Source organism: Microbacterium oxydans (genome assembly GCF_026559675.1).
GTDB classification, from domain to species: Bacteria; Actinomycetota; Actinomycetes; order Actinomycetales; family Microbacteriaceae; genus Microbacterium; species Microbacterium oxydans_D.
The window spans coordinates 1073276-1088675 of sequence record NZ_CP092891.1; the positions used below are offsets into that span (position 1 = coordinate 1073276).

A 15400-nucleotide genomic window follows, 5' to 3' on the forward strand; every position below is an offset into this window, starting at 1 on the left:
CGCCAGCCTAGTAGCCTTGTTAGATGCCTCTACAAATTCCGGATCCCGTTCTCGGCGCCTGGACGAAGGGGTTCCCGGCGCAGGCCGCGGGACTCCGTCTCTCGGAGGTCGCCGCAGCCGGCCTGCACCTCTCGGACCTGGTCACGCCGGTCCTCACGGTGCATGAGGATGCGCTCACGCACAACGAGGAGACCGTCTTCGCCTGGGCCGAGGGCCGCGGAGTGCTGCTCGCGCCGCACGGCAAGACCACGATGGCGCCGGCGCTGTGGCAGCGGCTGCTCGATGCGGGCGCGTGGGGGATCTCGGTGGCGACGCCGTGGCAGGCCGAGGTGGCCGTGGATGCGGGCGTCGCGACCGTGCTGATCGCCAACGCCGTCACCGACCCCGCCGCCGTGCGCCAGCTGGGCGCCTTGCTCGCCGCGGACGAGGGGCTGCGCGTGCTGTGCTGGGCGGACTCGCTCGTCGGCGTCGAGATCCTGGCCGCAGGGATGCGCGACGCCGCGCGACCGCTGGACGTGCTGGTGGAGCTCGGCGGTGCGCACGGACGCACGGGCGCCCGCACGCTCGACGAGGGGGAGCGGATCGCCCGGGCGATCGCCGAGGCCCCGGGGCTGCGGCTCGCGGGTGTCGCGGGATACGAGGGGCCCTTCGGCCCGGACCGCAGCGCGGCTTCCGTCGCCGCGGTCGACGCCTACCTGCGCACGCTCATCGAGCTGCACGAGCGACTGACGTACGACGACGACGTGCGGCCGGTGCTCACGGCCGGCGGCAGCTCGTTCCCCGACCGCGCCGCGGAGGTGCTGGCGCCGCAGAACGGCACGGCCGACATCGTGCTGCGCTCCGGGGCGTTCCAGATCCACGACGACGGGTTCTACTCGCGGATGTCGCCGTTCGGGCCACTGACCGGCACCGCGCCGCTGCGCTCCGCGATGCACGCCTGGTCGCGCGTCGTGTCCCACCCCGAGAACGGCCTCGCTCTGCTCGACGCAGGGCGGCGGGATGTGCCGTTCGACCTCGACCTGCCGGTTCCGCAATCGGTTGCGGGGGAGATCACCGCGCTGAACGATCAGCACGCGTTCCTCCGACTCGCGGCCGACGACGGTGACGCCGCGGGTGCCGAGGTCGGCGATGTCGTGCGCCTCGGACTCTCGCACCCGTGCACCGCCTTCGACAAGTGGCGGGTGGTCGCGGTGATCGACGATCCGGACGCCGCCGATCCCCGCGTGATCGGAGCGGTCGCGACATGCTTCTGAGCGCGGAGAAGGCCGCTGACGGCCTGGTACGGATCTACCGCGGAGCGACCGTCGTCGACGGCACCGGATCGCCGCGCCAGGTGGCGGACGTCGCCGTCGAGGGCGCCAGGATCGTCGCGGTGCTGCCCGGGGGAGCGGACTCCGACGCCCTCGAGCTTCCCGAGGGAGCGGTCGAGGTGGACGCGACCGGCCTCGTCCTCGCCCCCGGCTTCATCGACATGCACGCGCACAGCGACTTGGCCGTCCTGACCGGAGCCGCCCACGACGCCAAGATCCGGCAGGGCGTCACGACCGAGGTGCTCGGGCAGGACGGTCTCGGCTATGCGCCGCTCGACGACGCCACGGCCGCCGTCATCCCCGCCCAGATCGCCGGCTGGAACGGGCTGCCGCCCGTCGCACCGTGGCGGACCATGGACGACCTGCTCGCGGCGATCGACGAGGCGGCGGTCACGAACGCCGCCGTCCTGGTCCCGCAGGGGAACCTCCGGATGATCGTCGTCGGACACGAGAACCGTCCCGCGACGTCGGACGAGATCGCCGCGATGGCCGAGATGCTCGGGGCCGCGCTGGACGCGGGCGCCTTCGGGATGTCGAGCGGCCTCACCTACACGCCGGGGATGTATGCCGACGTCGCCGAGCTGGAGGCCCTGTGCCGTGTCGTCGCCGAGCGCGGCGGCTACTGGGCTCCGCACACCCGCAGCTACGGCGGGGGAGCGCTCGACGCCTACCGGGAGGCGCTGGACATCGGCCGCCGCACCGGCTGCCCCGTGCACCTCACCCACGCGACCATGAACTTCACCCCGAACCGGGGGCGCGCGGATGAGCTCCTCGCGCTGATCGACGAGGCGATCGCCGACGGCGTCGACGTCACGCTGGACACGTACCCGTATCTGCCGGGTGCGACCACGCTCGCCGCCCTGCTCCCGAGCCGGCTGGCCGCGACGGGCGACCTGCTGCGGACGCTCTCCGCGCTCGACGCCGACGGCCGCGAGGCCGTGCGCGTGGAGCTCGAGGAGATCGGCTGCGACGGCTTCCACGGGGAGAGGGCCGACTGGACCCAGATCCAGATCTCCGGCACCGCGAATCCCGCCCTCGCGGACCTCGTCGGCCGCACGGTCGCGGAGATCGCCGCGGACACGGGTCGCCGGGCCGTCGACGTCGTGCTCGACACGGTGATCGCGGACGGCGGGGCCACCGGCATCCTCATGCACATCGGCGACGAGGACAACGTGCGCGCCATCATGCGCCACCCCCAGCACGCGGGCGGAAGCGACGGGATCCTGATCGGCGCCCGTCCGCACCCGCGGGGTCGCGGCACGTTCCCGCGCTACCTGGGTCACTACGTGCGCGAACTCGGCATCCTCACCCTGGAGGAGGCCGTGCGCCATCTGGCCGGCACGCCCGCGCGGCGTCTGGGACTCGACCGTGGTGACGCGCCGCGCGGCATCATCCGTGCGGGAGCCGTCGCCGACCTGGTGCTGTTCGACCCGGATCTGATCGCCGCCGGAGCGACGTTCGACGATCCTCTCGCCACCCCGCAGGGCATCGTCGAGGTGCTGGTGAGCGGTGTCGCCGTGCTCACCGACGGCGAGCCGACCGGCGCCACGCCCGGGCGGGCTCTGCGGATGCCGCCTCCGGCGCACCGGTCGACCGTGCCGCGCATCGAGGCCCGCATCGACCCCCTGGCACCCGGGTTCCGCTGGTCCGGAGCGACTCCGGTCCTCGTCTCCTCCGAAACCGCCACCTTCGACAACGCCGCCTCCGCGCTCGCCGCCTCCGTGGCACGGCTCAGCGGGGGAGCGCACGACGACGCACTGCCGCCCATCCGCCTGCTGATCGACGAGGGGCTCGGAGCGGACGCCGCATCGGCAGGGCGCATCGGAGCCGAGGCCTTCCGGGTGAGCGTCACCGAGGCCGGCGTCGAGATCAGAGGGGCGAGCCCCGCGGGCGTCTACCGCGGAGCCACCACGCTGCGACAGCTCCGCGATCCGGATGCGGCCACGGCGCTGATCCCCGCCGGAGTCTGGGAGGGAGCGCCTGCGTACGCCTGGCGGGGGACGATGCTCGACGTCGCCCGGCACTTCCGACCCGTCGACGAGGTCCGACGCCTCATCGACCTGCTCGTCGATCATCACCTCAACGTCCTGCACCTGCACCTCACGGACGATCAGGGGTGGCGCTTCGAGGTGCCCGGGTACCCGCGCCTCACCGAGGTCGGCGCCCGTCGCGCGTCGACGCAGCTCGGACACGGCCCGCTCGCGACCGTCGAGCCCGGCGTGCATGAGGGGTTCTACTCCACGGCGGATCTGCGGGAGCTCGTGGCCTATGCCGCCGAGCGCTTCGTGACGCTCGTCCCGGAGGTCGAGCTGCCCGGCCACGTGCAGGCGGCGCTGGCGGCGTATCCCGAGCTCGGGAACGTCGACGTCGGCGAACCGGTCGCCTCGGCGTGGGAGCGCTTCGGCGTCAACCGTCGCACGCTCGCGCCGACCGAGGCCTCGCTGGCTTTCGGGCGTGCCGCGATCGATGCCCTGTGCGACGTGTTCGACGCGGAGTGGATCGGCATCGGCGGTGACGAGGTGCCCGTGACGGAATGGGCGGAGAGCGCCGCCGCGGCCGAGCGGATGCGCGAGCTGGGTCTCGCCGACGCGCACGACGTGCAGCCCTGGTTCACGGCGCACTTCGTGGCCCACGTCCGTGCCAGGGGCAGGACCGCCCTGGCCTGGGACGAGGTGCTCGAGGGCGACGTGCCGGAGGGAGTGCGGATCCTCGCCTGGCGGGGACCCGTGGCGATGCGCGATGCCCTGCGCCGCGGCATCCCGGTGGTCGCATGCCCCGACCTCGAGGTGTACCTCGACTACCCGCAGTCGGCGTCCGCGGAGGAGCCGATCCGGGTGGGGCCGCCGCTGACGATCGAGCGTGCCTACACGCTGCGGGTCGAAGACGGCGCGGTCGGCGGCCAGGCGAACATCTGGAGCGAGCATCTGCCCACCCGCGATCGCATCGACTTCGCCGTGTTCCCGCGCCTCGCGGCGATCGCGGAACGGCTCTGGGAGGGCGGGGAACCGGCCCCCTACGCCGACTTCGGGCGGCGCCTGCCGACCCATCTGCGCCGTCTCCGCGCTGCGGGGGTGCGGTATCGTCCCCTGGACGGCCCCACCCCGGATCAGCGTCGCCCCGGCGTGCCGGGCAAACCGCTCACGATCGAGGCGCGGGAGGACATCGTCGCGGGGCTGGTCGCCCGCCTCGTGGAGCGCTCGCAGACCGCCCCCGCCGAGTATCGAAAGTAATGTAACGTTTCGGTAACCCTCCCCGCGCGTCCGCGGGGAGAGGTTGCGTAAATTTTGTTCGTAAGGTCTACTAACAAACATGTCCGTTTCGGATGAACAGCGTCCAGCGCCGCCGTCAGAGTACGCCGGCGCGAGCACGCACGCCTTCGGCCCCGGGCGCCACCTGCGCTCGCGCACGAAAGTGCTCCCCGAGCACGCGCGCGGGCACAACCGCGCCCTGGTCCTGCAGACGCTGTACCACGCCGGCGCGATGAGCCGTGCCGACCTCTCCCGCGAGACGGGACTGACCAGGGTCACCATCTCCGACCTGGTCGCGGAGTTCATCGCCGACGGCATCGTCATCGAGATGGGCGTCCGCGAGGCCGTAGGGCCGGGCAAGCCGCCGATCCTCATCGACATCGACCGCTTCGGCCACCAGATCCTCGGGCTCGACCTCTCCGGACCGAACGCGTTCGCCGGCGCCGTGCTCAGCCTCGACGGGGACGTGATCGAGCGGCGTGAGGTCGCGCGTCCGGACTCGGCCGACGGAGAGGCCGCCTACACCGCCCTCCGCGACCTCGCGCAGACGCTCGTCGCCGCCTCCACCCAGCCGCTCCTCGGTGTCGGCATCGGCACTCCCGGTGTCGTGCGCCCGGACGGCGTCGTGCTCAGCTCGCCGAACCTCGGCTGGACGAACTTCCCGCTCGAGGCGAAGCTCGGCGTCGACCTCGATCTGCCCGTCCTCGCCCGCAACGACGCCAACGCGGCCGTGCTCGCCGAGTACACGTTCGGCGACGCGAAGGCCGACTTCATGCTGATCAAGATCGGCAAGGGCGTCGGCGCCGGTCTCATCACCGGCAGCCAGCCGCTGCTGGGCAGCCGCTTCGCGGCAGGGGAGATCGGACACGTCGTCGTCGGCACCGACGGCGGCCCTCGCTGCGCCTGCGGCAAGGACGGCTGCCTCGAAGCCTGGCTCAGCGTCACCCGTCTTCGCGCGGCGCTCGCCGCCGACCCCGACGCGCGCGACGAGATCCTCCGCGATGCGGGCACGCGCATGGCGATCGCCATCGCCCCGATCGTCGCGGCACTCGACCTCTCGGAGGTCGTCCTCTCCGGACCCGCCGACCTGCTCGACGGCATCCTGATCGAGGCCGCCATCGAGACCCTGCACGCGCGGACGCTCGAGGGCGTCTTCGAAGACGTCACCGTGCGCCTGACCCACCAGGACGACATCGTCCTGCGCGGAGCCGCGGTGATGGTGCTCTCCGGGCAGCTGGGAGTGTCGTGATCTCCTCCTTCACGGCCGCCGGCACCATCGCTCGGAGCGGCATCCGATGAGCGGCGTGCGCACGGCCGACCCGACGGGTCGGCAGATTCGAGTGGGCCTGGACGTCGGCGGCACCAAGATCGACGCGGTCGCCGTCGACCCCTCGGGGGAGATCATCGGTCGCCTTCGCCGTCCCACCGGCTGGGGCGAGGACGCGGTCGTCGAGAGCATCGTCACGTCGGTCACCGCCCTCGCCGACGAGGTCGGCTTCCGGATCTCCGACATCGGCTCCGTCGGCATCGGCATCCCCGGACTCGTCGACGCCGACTCCGGGCGCGTGGATCACGCGGTCAACCTCGGCGTGGAGTCCCTGGACCTCGCCGGTCGGGCGGAGCAGGCTCTCGGCGTGCCGTTCCGCGTCGAGAACGACGTCAAGGCCGCGGCGCTCGGCGCCGCCGTGCTGAGCGGCGTCGCCGGATCGATGGCGTATCTCAACCTCGGCACCGGCGTCGCCGCCGGCATCGTGATCGACGGACGCATCTGGCGCGGCTCCCGCGGCACCGCGGGCGAGGTCGGGCATCTCTCCGTCGACCCGCGCGGCCGCCTGTGCGGCTGCGGGCAGCACGGCTGCGTCGAGACCTTCTGCGGCGGCGGCGCCCTCGCGAAGGCCTGGGGACGCCCCGGCGCGCTGCCCATCCGGGACATCTTCGACGCCGCCGAGGCGGACGACCCGCTGGGGGTCGCGCTCCGCGACGATCTGTTCCACGGCGCGGCCGCCGCGGTGCGCGTGCTCGTGCTGTCGGCCGACGTCGAGACCGTCGTCATCGGGGGAGGGCTCACGGCCCTCGGCGACCGCCTCGAGAACGGCATCCGGGCGGCCCTGCACGCCGGGGCGGAGGCGTCGCCGTTCATGCGGTCGCTGCGCCTGGATGAGAGAATCGAACTGTTGCCCGCGGGGTCCCCCGCTGCGGCTTTCGGCGCCGCACTGGTCGGCGCATCCATCACCGAGAAGGAGATCGTTCCGCATGGCTGAGGTCGTCATCGTCGAGAATGCCGAGGCCGCCGGTGCGCTGGTCGCCACCGAGATCGTCGAGCTGATCGAACGTCGCGCGGACGCGGTCCTCGGCCTCGCCACCGGATCGACTCCGCTTCCCGTGTACCAGGCGCTCCGCTCGCAGCTCGCCGGTCGGGATGTGTCGCAGGTGCGCGGCTTCGCCCTGGACGAGTACGTCGGCATCGACCCGGCGCACCCGGAGAGCTACCGCTCCGTCATCACGCGCGAGGTCGTCGAGCCGCTCGGACTCGACCCGCGCCGCATCCACGTCCCCAACGGCGCCCAGGCCACGATCCAGCACGCCGGCGACGACTACGAGGCGGCCATCGATGCCGCCGGCGGCGTCGACCTGCAGATCCTCGGCATCGGCACCGACGGGCACATCGGCTTCAACGAGCCCGGTTCCTCCTTCGCCTCACGGACGCGCGTGAAGACGCTCACGGAGCAGACCCGCGAGGACAACGCCCGCTTCTTCGACTCCATCGACGACGTGCCGATGCACTGCATCACGCAGGGACTCGGCACGATCCTCAAGGCGCGCCACCTCGTGCTGCTCGCGTTCGGTGAGGGCAAGGCGGCGGCGGTCGCCGGGGCTGTCGAGGGGCCGCTCACCGCGCTCCTGCCGGGGTCCGCGATCCAGCTGCACCCGCATGCGACGATCGTTGTCGACGAGGCCGCGGCATCGCGTCTCGCTCTCGCCGACTACTACCGCTACACGTTCGCCAACAAGCCCTCCTGGCAGGGCATCTGACGCACCCGCGGCGGGCTCAGCCCGCCGGCGTCGGCCAGGCGAGGGGGAGCAGGTGCTCCACGCTCAGCGGGGCGAGGGGGAGCGTCGCCAGGTCGGCGGGGGTGATCCACCGCAGCTCGGCGAGCTCTGCCTGAACGGTGACGGACCCCGGATCGACGGAGGTCGCGAAGGCCTCGGCGACGACCCGGTGCCCCGGCTCGTTTGCGGCCGCGGAGATGAACGTCCCGAGCGGACGGAGGTCGGCCTCGTCGAGCAGCAGTCCGAGCTCCTCGTGCAGCTCCCGGATCAGCGTCTCGGCGGCCGACTCGCCGGCTTCGGGCTTGCCGCCCGGCTGCATGAACCGGGTCGTGCCCTGCTTGCGCACGACCAGGACCCGTCCTTCGTCGTCGACGATCACGGCCGCGCTCACATGGATGTCAGGCATCGGGGCTGAACACCTTTCCGGGGTTGAGGATGCCGAGGGGATCGAACACCGCGGCGATCTGACGCTGGAGCTGCCACTGGTCGTCGCCCAGCTCGTCGGCGAGCCAGCGGCGCTTCAGGACGCCGATGCCGTGCTCTCCGGTCAGCGTGCCGCCGAGACGGATCGCGGCGCGGAAGAGCTCGTCGGCCGCCGCCCAGACGTGCGGCGGCGTCTCCGTCCCCTCGAAAACGAAGTTCGGGTGCAGATTGCCGTCGCCGGCATGCGCCACGGTGGGGATCGGGATTCCGTACTCGCGCTCGATCCGGGCGATCTCGTCGAACATCGCCGGCATCGCGCTGCGCGGCACGGAGACGTCCTCGATCAGCGTCGTGCCCAACGAGGCCATGGCGGGGTGCATCGAGCGCCGGATGGCGAGCAGACGCTCACCCTCCTCGCGGTCGTGGGAGACCACGGTCACGCCGTCGTGGGCCTGCAGGATCGCGGCGATCGCGTCGGCCTCGGACCGGGCTGCGGGGCCGTCGGTCTGAATGGTCAGCTGCGCGGCGCCGGGTGTCGGCGCGGGAAGGTCGAGCAGGGCGTGCACGGCCGCGAGGCTCGCAGCATCCATGAGCTCCATGATCGCGGGCTGCACCCCGGCAGCGGTCACCGCGGCGGACGCGGCGGCGGCGGCGCGGACTCCGGGGAACGTCGCGGTCACCGTGCAGGTCTCGCCCGGCACGAGTCTGCGCAGTTTGAGAGTCGCGCCGACCACGACGCCGAGCGTGCCCTCCGAGCCGACCACGAGCGCGGTCAGGTCGAGGCCCGTGACGCCCTTGACGCTGCGGTGTCCGAGGTGGAGGAGTCGGCCGTCGGCGAGCACGAGGTCGACGCCGAGCACCGCGTCGCGCACGACACCGTACTTCGCGCAGAGCAGGCCGCCCGCTCCGGTCGCGATGTTGCCGCCCACCGTGGAGATGTCGCGGCTGGCCGGGTCCGGCGGCCACCACAGGCCGTGGTCGGCGAGCTCCGTGTTGAGGTCGGCGTTCAGGATGCCGGGCTCGACGACCGCGAGAAGGTCATCCGGGCGGATCTCGTGGATCGCGGTCATGCGTCGCAGGGACAGCACGATCTCCCCGGTGCCCGCGTTGGCCGCACCCGCGAGGCCCGTGCCGGCGCCGCGGACCACCACGGGCGTGCGTGTGGCCGTCGCGATCCGCATCACCTGCTGGACGTGCTCGACCCGCTCGGCGTGCACGACGGCGAGCGGACGACCCGTGGCGGCGTGGCCGGAGCGGTCGGCTCTCGCCTCTTCGAGCGACGCCGCGTCGGTGGCGACGAGAGCACCGAGCGACTCCCGGAGGAGGGACAGGACGCTCACGACGGGCGGCTCATGGCAGGCGGCTCACGCGCGAGGTCTCAGGACAGGGCGCGTCGGCCGCTGAGGACGCCCGTGACGACCGCCACGAGGGCGAAGGCCGTGCCGATGAGGGCCTGCCCCATCGACCACCAGGCGATCGTGACGCCGACATAGATCAGCAGCTCCACGGCGGCGCCGAGGAACGGGTGCACGCGCAGCACCGGGCGCGGGGACAGGAACAGCGCCCAGATCAGCAGCACGAGGACGGGGGCGCCGATCCCGATGATGATGTTCCACGGAAGGTCCCAGCTGGCGAAGCCCCACAGCGCGAGAGACGCCACCGCGACGATCAGGACGATGACGCGGACGATGTCGAGCGCGGTGATGATCGGGCGGTCGACGCCGGGGACGGGTGCGGGATCCGAGGACATGGATCCAGTCTATTCGGCGGCCGGAGCGTCCTCGTCCGAGACGGCGGCGTCGGCGGGCACTGCGGCAGCGGGCGCCGCGAGAGCTGCGGCAGCCTCGGCGGCGGGCTCAGCCTCCGCCGGAGCGGGTGCCGGAGCGGGTGGCGCGGGCTCGGCGGGAGCGGGTGCTTCCGGTGCCGGTGCGTCGGGAGCGGGCACGACGGCTTCGACCGGTGCCGCGGGTGCAGCCTCGGGCTCCGGCGTCGACGTGACTGTGGCGTCGGCGTCGGCGTCGGCTTCGGGTGCCGGGGCGTCGGCCGGAGCATCTCCGAGAAGCGGACGGTCGGGTCCGAGGGCCAGCAGCGACGTGCTGGTCGACGGACCGGCTTCGCCGTTCAGCAGATAGCGGAACGTGACCGTCGTCCAGCGTGCGAGGACGTACTGCGTGAGGTTCGGACGGAGGTCGATCGTCCCTGCTCCGGTCGCGTCGAGGACGATGCGGTCTCCGCCGCCTCCGCGGCCGTCGAGCAGCGCCTCCACCGTCGTCCCCGGAGCGCCGGTGATCGGAACGCTGTAGTGGACGGCCAGTTCGTCGTCGAAGGCGATCGTCGCGAGCGACCACGCCGGGCCCTCCGTCGGGTTCGCCGGGTCGACGGGGTCGACGGGATCGACGGGGTCCACGGGGTCGACGGGGTCCACGGGATCGACGGGGTCCACGGGATCGACGGGGTCCACGGGATCGACCGGGTCCACCGGATCGACGGGGTCGACCGGGTCGACGGGGTCGACCGGATCGACGGGGTCGACCGGGTCGACGGGGTCGACCGGGTCGACGGGAATCACGGGAGTGGTGGGAGCCTTCGGCGGCGCGACGACCGGCCCGGTCTGCTCGACGGGCGGCTCCGTGGTCGTGTCCTCCACCGGGGCGACGGGTGCCTCGTCGGGCTCGGTGATCGGCACCTCGACGGCGTCGGACTCGTCGAGCTTCATCGACTCGTCCGGCTCGACGTCTGCGGCGATCGAGGACGCATCCTTGTCGCCGGCGCTGGGAAGGGACGTCGCGGGATCGGCTCCCGCGAGTCCGGGGATGATGGCGGCGGCGGCGACGACACCGGCCACGACGAGCGCGGCCGAGCCTGCACCGACGAGCGCACCGAGACCGGTGAACACTCCTCCGGTCGAACCTGCACCGGCGCCGCCGGTGGTCCCTCCAGCCGCGCCTCCTCCGCTTCCGGATCCCGCTCCGCCGCCGGACGCGGCGATCCCGGTGGTGGCGTGGCCGGCGAGGTCACCGCCGAACACGGCTCCGGGGATGCTCGAGGGCATGGCGGCCAGGGCGACGATCGGCGTTCCCGCGCCCTGCAGCGTCGCGAGGTAGCCGGACGCGCCGGTGACGCCGAGCACGAGCGGCAGCAGCACGAGGGCGAGGCGCTTGGAGACGTCCTTCGCTTCGGCGGCGACGATCATGCAGCGGGCGCAGTCGTCGAGGTGCAGCTCGAGGCGCTTGTGGTCGCGGGTGCTGAGGTTGCCGCGTGAGTAGGCGCCGAGGTGCTCGATCGTCCACTGGCACTCGGAGCCTTCGGCCGCGCTGCGGAGGTGTGCCTGGATCCATGCCTCGCGAAGACCCTCGCGAGCGCGGAAGGCCAGCTGGGACACGGCGCCGGACTTCATGCCGAGGAGGTGGCCGACCTCCTGAGGCTTCATCTGCTCGATCTCGGTGTACCAGAGCACCTCCTGCCAGCGGGAGGGGAGGCTGCGGAACGCCTGGGCGGTCAGGCTGCGGTCGAGCGCTTCGTTCGCCGCCTGATCGGTGGTCTCGGGGTCGGGGACCGTGTCGAGCTCGTCGATCGCGCTCTCCCGGCGTGCGCGTCCCCAGCCGGCTGCGGTGTTGCGGATGCTGGTGAAGAGATAGGCGCGGAAGGAGCCGTTCGGGCCGCCGCCCTTGATGATCGCCTGGTAGATGCGCGTGTACGCCTCCTGCACCAGGTCGTCGGGATCGATGGACGAGGTGATGGACCGCGCGACGGCGATGCCGGAGGGGTAGTGGCGTCGCCAGAGTTCGCCGAACGCTCCCGTGTCGCCCGAGCGGGCACGCAGGATCAGGTCGGCATCACCGATCGGTTCGTCGTGGGTCGTGTTCTCTTCGTGCACAATCATCCATCTGTCGCGGGGCGCTGGTGCGTCTCTACGAGGTGAGACGCGCGAGAGCGCCTCTCATCACGCGACTTCTCCATTCTCTCGCGAATCTCCCAGGGAAGCCACCCTTCCTGCGAACTCCGAGGCGATGCCGAGGCGATGCACGGCGGGCGCACGGCCCCGACCGGCGGAGCCCCGCAGAAGTTTTCTCGGAAGTCGCGTAATGAATCGACCGGGGTGCCGTCTCATCCCATAGAGACAGCCGTACGGATCCCTCCGGGGGGCGGGATCCAGGTGCCGACGCGAGGGGTATTCGCGCCGGTCGGGCGGGTCGGGAGCCTCGGGGGAGGAGTGCCCGGCCGCCCGTCTCAGGAGGGGGAAGGGGGCCGTCGCTCTGGGGAACGGCGGCCTCCCCCGCACCTGCGGATCGGGGGTGCGGAAATCTCTCCGAAGAATTTCTGAGAAGTCGCGTAATGAATCGGTGAGTGCTTCGTCTCATCCATAGAGACAGCCGTACGAACTCCTCCGGGGGGCGGAGTTCAGGCGCTGGTGCGGGGGCAATCGCACCGGTGGGGCGGGTCGGGAACCTCGGGGGAGGAGTGCCCGACCGCCCCTCTCACGAGGGGGACGAGGCCGCCGATCTGGGGAACGGCGGCCTCCCGCCCCGACACGAAGGACCGGAGAGCGCAGAGCTGCGCGTCGCGCGGTGCGCTGTTCCTAAGCGAGCAGCCGGGGCCCTGACCACACTCGCGCGACGTGCAGTTCCGCATCCAGGAGCACCGCATCCCCGAGCATGCCGGGCTGCAAGGCGCCCAGCGCCTCGTCACGTCCGATCGCCCGCGCCGGCGTCTCGGTGAGCGCGCGGACAGCCTCCGCGAGCACGACTCCCGCCGCGACCGCGCGCTGCAGCGCCACGTCCTGCGTGAGCGTCGATCCGGCGATCGAGCCGGTGTTATCGGCTCGGGCGATGCCGTTCTCGACCGTCACGCTCACGGCGCCGAGGTCGTAGTGGCCGTCCGCGCTTCCGGCGGCGGCCATCGCATCCGTGATCAGCGCCACCCGGCCCGGGGCGGAGTCGAACACGAGCTTCACGACGTGCGGGTCCAGGTGCACGTCGTCGGCGATCGCCTCCAGCACGACCCGGTGGTCGGCCGCAGCCGCGAGCACGGGGCCGGGAGCACGGTGGTGGATGCCGGGCATGGCGTTGAACGCATGGGTCAGGATCGAGGCACCCGCTTCGAACGCGGCGACCGCCATCGAGGCATCGGCGTCGGTGTGACCCACCGCGGCCGCCGACCCCGCGGCGACGATCTGCCGGATCGCGTCGAGCCCGCCGGGGAGCTCGGGGGCGATCGTCACCTGGCGGATCGTGCCGCGCCCGGCCTCCAGTAGCGCCGCGACATCGGCGGCCACCGGGTGACGCAGCAGCGACGGCTCGTGCGCGCCGTGGTGCCCGGGGTCGAGGAACGGCCCCTCGAGGTGCGAGCCGAGGATGTCAGCATCCGTCTCCGTCAGATCGGCGATCGTCGCGACGCTGAGCGCGAGTGCGTCCAACGGCGCGGTCACGAGCGACACCACGGCGCGGGTCGTCCCGTGCGCGCGGTGCAGATCGCGAGCGGTGCGGATCGCCTCCACGCCGTCGTCGAACGAGGCTCCGGCGCCGCCGTGGCCGTGGATGTCGACGAAACCCGGTGTGAGCAGAGCGCCGGGGCCGGCGACCGACGCGGCATCGACGACCTCGTCGGCGGGCGTCCAGTCGGAGCCCGTGCCGCGGCCGACGACGAGGCCGTCCTCGATGCGGACCCAGCCGTCCTCGGTGATCTCGCCGCGATCGACGATCCGGGCGGAGTGGAGGACCAGTGAACCGGTCGCGGAGGAGTGGGTGCTCAACGTTCGCTCCAGGGGATCTCGTCTGCGGGGTGGAAGTCGACCCCCTCAGCCTTCCACAGGGGCGCGAGCGAGCCGACGCGCACGCGGAACGACTCCCAGACGCGCTCCGGGCCCTCCTGCGGCGACCAGGCCACCTCGGCCTGAGCGGCTGCGCGCGGGAAGACCAGCTGCTCGACGTCGTCGAGGGTCCGGGTCGTCTCGGACCACAGCGGTGCCTCGACACCGAGGATCGCGGCATCCGGCACGTCGAGGACAGCGGTCGGCTCCCACTCGTAGGCGGAGCGCACGTCGATGATGGCGGCCCAGGTCAGCCCGAGGGGGAAGTCCTCCGTGTACTTCATGTCGAGGTACGTGACGTTCGCGGCGGACATGATCAGCGCGCCTCCGCGCTCGACGAAGTGGGCGGCTTCCTCGGCGTGCGTGCCCTCGGGGGTGGTCTTGCCCCAGTACTGCCCGACCGTGCCCTCGGCGATGCCCGCGGCGGAGCCCATCTCGTGCCACGCCACCGGCGTCTTGCCCGCCTCGACGACGATCGCGGTCGCACGCTCGGCGAACAGGTCGAAGTCGGCCTGCGGAGTGCCGAGCGACTCGTCGCCGCCGATGTGGATGTACGGGCCGGGGGTCATCTCGGCCAGCTCCCGCACGACGTCGCGCACGAAGTCGTAGGTGCGCTCCTCGTGGATGCGGACGCTGGAGTGACCCACGCCCCAGCCCAGGTAGGTCTCGCCGGCGACGGGCAGCGGCTGCCCCAACCGGGTGGAGTCCGCGATGAGGTTGTCGTTGAGGACCGGGGCCTCGACCAGCTCGGGGTAGGCGACGCCGATGGCGTGGGTGTGGCCGGGCAGATCGATCTCGGGGATCACGATCATGTGCCGCGAGGCCGCGTAGGAGACGATCTCCCGGTAGTCGTCCTTCGTGTAGAAGCCGCCGGGGTCGCCGTTCGCCGAGGTGGCCGCCGCGCGCTCTGTCAGCAGCGGCCAGGAGTCGATGTGCACGCGCCACCCCTGGTCGTCGCTCAGGTGCAGATGCAGGTGGTTGAGCTTGAGCGCGCTCGTGCTGTCGATGAACTTCTTCACGTCGTCGACACCGAAGAAGTGCCGCGCCACGTCGAGCATGACGCCGCGCCGCGGGAAGCGCGGGGAGTCCGCGACATCGGCGCCGAGCAGGCCCCAGCCGGAGTCGTCCTGCCGCAGCAGCTGCAGCAGCGTCTGCACGCCGTAGAACAGCCCGGCCTCGTCCGCGCCGACGACGACCGCGCGGTCGCCGATCTCGAGCGTGTAGCCCTCCGACGCCGAGGACTCCGGATCGACCAGCAGCTCGATCTCCGCCGGTGCGACATCGACGCGGGTGAGGCGGAGTCCGGTGCGGCGCTCGACGGCGTCGATCAGCTGGGCGGTGGCGGGCGAGGAGCCGAGCACGCGCGTCGTCGCGGTGACCGGCATCCGTCCTTCTCGTGCGACGGCGGACACGGGCGCGGGGACGAGGGGAAGAGGATGAGGAAGGACCATGAACAAAACCTACCGGTCGGCGTCGCCCAGCGGAATGGCCGATGTCGAATCGATTCTGCGATTCGCGGACGGGTCGCCAGGTGTAACGGTCGGGTCCCGATTTCCTTC

General features: G+C 72.2%; 11 protein-coding genes. 5 read left to right on the top strand and 6 right to left on the bottom strand.

Features of this window, described 5'->3' with window-relative positions; translation table 11 throughout:
• Positions 1–23: 23 nt before the first annotated feature.
• The 5 genes from MME74_RS05125 to nagB all read left to right on the top strand — a co-directional run bounded on the left by MME74_RS05125 (position 24) and on the right by nagB (position 7591).
• A complete protein-coding gene (locus tag MME74_RS05125; protein ID WP_267417642.1) occupies positions 24–1253 on the top strand; it encodes an alanine racemase in 1230 nt (409 codons plus the stop codon).
• Positions 1244–4540 (top strand): family 20 glycosylhydrolase, encoded by a 3297-nt coding sequence (locus tag MME74_RS05130; RefSeq protein ID WP_267417643.1) that lies wholly within the window; start codon positions 1244–1246, stop codon positions 4538–4540. The genes MME74_RS05125 and MME74_RS05130 overlap by 10 nt, the downstream gene beginning before the upstream one ends.
• A 79-nt stretch (positions 4541–4619) precedes the next feature.
• Complete coding sequence (locus tag MME74_RS05135; protein ID WP_267417644.1) at positions 4620–5807, top strand: ROK family transcriptional regulator; 1188 nt, start codon at positions 4620–4622, stop codon at positions 5805–5807.
• A 46-nt stretch (positions 5808–5853) separates the two neighbouring features.
• Complete coding sequence (locus MME74_RS05140) at positions 5854–6819, top strand: ROK family protein (protein ID WP_267417645.1); 966 nt, start codon at positions 5854–5856, stop codon at positions 6817–6819.
• Positions 6812–7591, top strand: a complete 780-nt coding sequence (gene nagB / locus MME74_RS05145; protein WP_267417646.1) for a glucosamine-6-phosphate deaminase — start codon at positions 6812–6814, stop codon at positions 7589–7591. The genes MME74_RS05140 and nagB overlap by 8 nt, the downstream gene beginning before the upstream one ends.
• A gap of 16 nt (positions 7592–7607) precedes the next feature.
• Here nagB and MME74_RS05150 read toward each other — a convergent pair whose 3' ends face one another.
• From MME74_RS05150 to MME74_RS05175, 6 genes are all read right to left on the bottom strand, one after another.
• The gene (locus tag MME74_RS05150) at positions 7608–8015 is read right to left on the bottom strand and encodes an NUDIX hydrolase (RefSeq protein ID WP_267417647.1); all 408 of its coding nucleotides are present in this window, start codon (positions 8013–8015) and stop codon (positions 7608–7610) included.
• Positions 8008–9372, bottom strand: a complete 1365-nt coding sequence (locus MME74_RS05155; RefSeq protein ID WP_267417648.1) for an FAD-binding oxidoreductase — start codon at positions 9370–9372, stop codon at positions 8008–8010. Before MME74_RS05155 ends, MME74_RS05150 begins: the two co-directional genes overlap by 8 nt.
• Positions 9373–9410: 38 nt before the next feature.
• Positions 9411–9782, bottom strand: coding sequence for a YrdB family protein (locus MME74_RS05160; protein WP_267417649.1), 372 nt, complete (start codon positions 9780–9782; stop codon positions 9411–9413).
• 9 nt (positions 9783–9791) lie between these two features.
• Positions 9792–11915 (bottom strand): sigma-70 family RNA polymerase sigma factor, encoded by a 2124-nt coding sequence (locus tag MME74_RS05165; RefSeq protein ID WP_267417650.1) that lies wholly within the window; start codon positions 11913–11915, stop codon positions 9792–9794.
• Positions 11916–12611: 696 nt separating this feature from the next.
• Complete coding sequence (gene nagA, locus MME74_RS05170; protein ID WP_267417651.1) at positions 12612–13784, bottom strand: N-acetylglucosamine-6-phosphate deacetylase; 1173 nt, start codon at positions 13782–13784, stop codon at positions 12612–12614.
• Positions 13781–15292, bottom strand: coding sequence for a family 20 glycosylhydrolase (locus MME74_RS05175; protein WP_267417652.1), 1512 nt, complete (start codon positions 15290–15292; stop codon positions 13781–13783). The genes nagA and MME74_RS05175 overlap by 4 nt, the downstream gene beginning before the upstream one ends.
• Positions 15293–15400 lie beyond the last annotated feature (108 nt).

What these genes read in the sequence shown, in the direction of transcription:
- MME74_RS05125 (WP_267417642.1), top strand. Translation starts at nt 24, where the DNA reads ATGCCTCTACAAATTCCGGATCCCGTTCTCGGCGCCTGGACGAAGGGG.
- MME74_RS05130 (WP_267417643.1), top strand. Translation starts at nt 1,244, where the DNA reads ATGCTTCTGAGCGCGGAGAAGGCCGCTGACGGCCTGGTACGGATCTAC.
- MME74_RS05135 (WP_267417644.1), top strand. Translation starts at nt 4,620, where the DNA reads ATGTCCGTTTCGGATGAACAGCGTCCAGCGCCGCCGTCAGAGTACGCC.
- MME74_RS05140 (WP_267417645.1), top strand. Translation starts at nt 5,854, where the DNA reads ATGAGCGGCGTGCGCACGGCCGACCCGACGGGTCGGCAGATTCGAGTG.
- nagB (WP_267417646.1), top strand. Translation starts at nt 6,812, where the DNA reads ATGGCTGAGGTCGTCATCGTCGAGAATGCCGAGGCCGCCGGTGCGCTG.
- MME74_RS05150 (WP_267417647.1), bottom strand. Translation starts at nt 8,015, where the DNA reads ATGCCTGACATCCATGTGAGCGCGGCCGTGATCGTCGACGACGAAGGA.
- MME74_RS05160 (WP_267417649.1), bottom strand. Translation starts at nt 9,782, where the DNA reads ATGTCCTCGGATCCCGCACCCGTCCCCGGCGTCGACCGCCCGATCATC.
- MME74_RS05165 (WP_267417650.1), bottom strand. Translation starts at nt 11,915, where the DNA reads ATGATTGTGCACGAAGAGAACACGACCCACGACGAACCGATCGGTGAT.
- MME74_RS05175 (WP_267417652.1), bottom strand. Translation starts at nt 15,292, where the DNA reads ATGGTCCTTCCTCATCCTCTTCCCCTCGTCCCCGCGCCCGTGTCCGCC.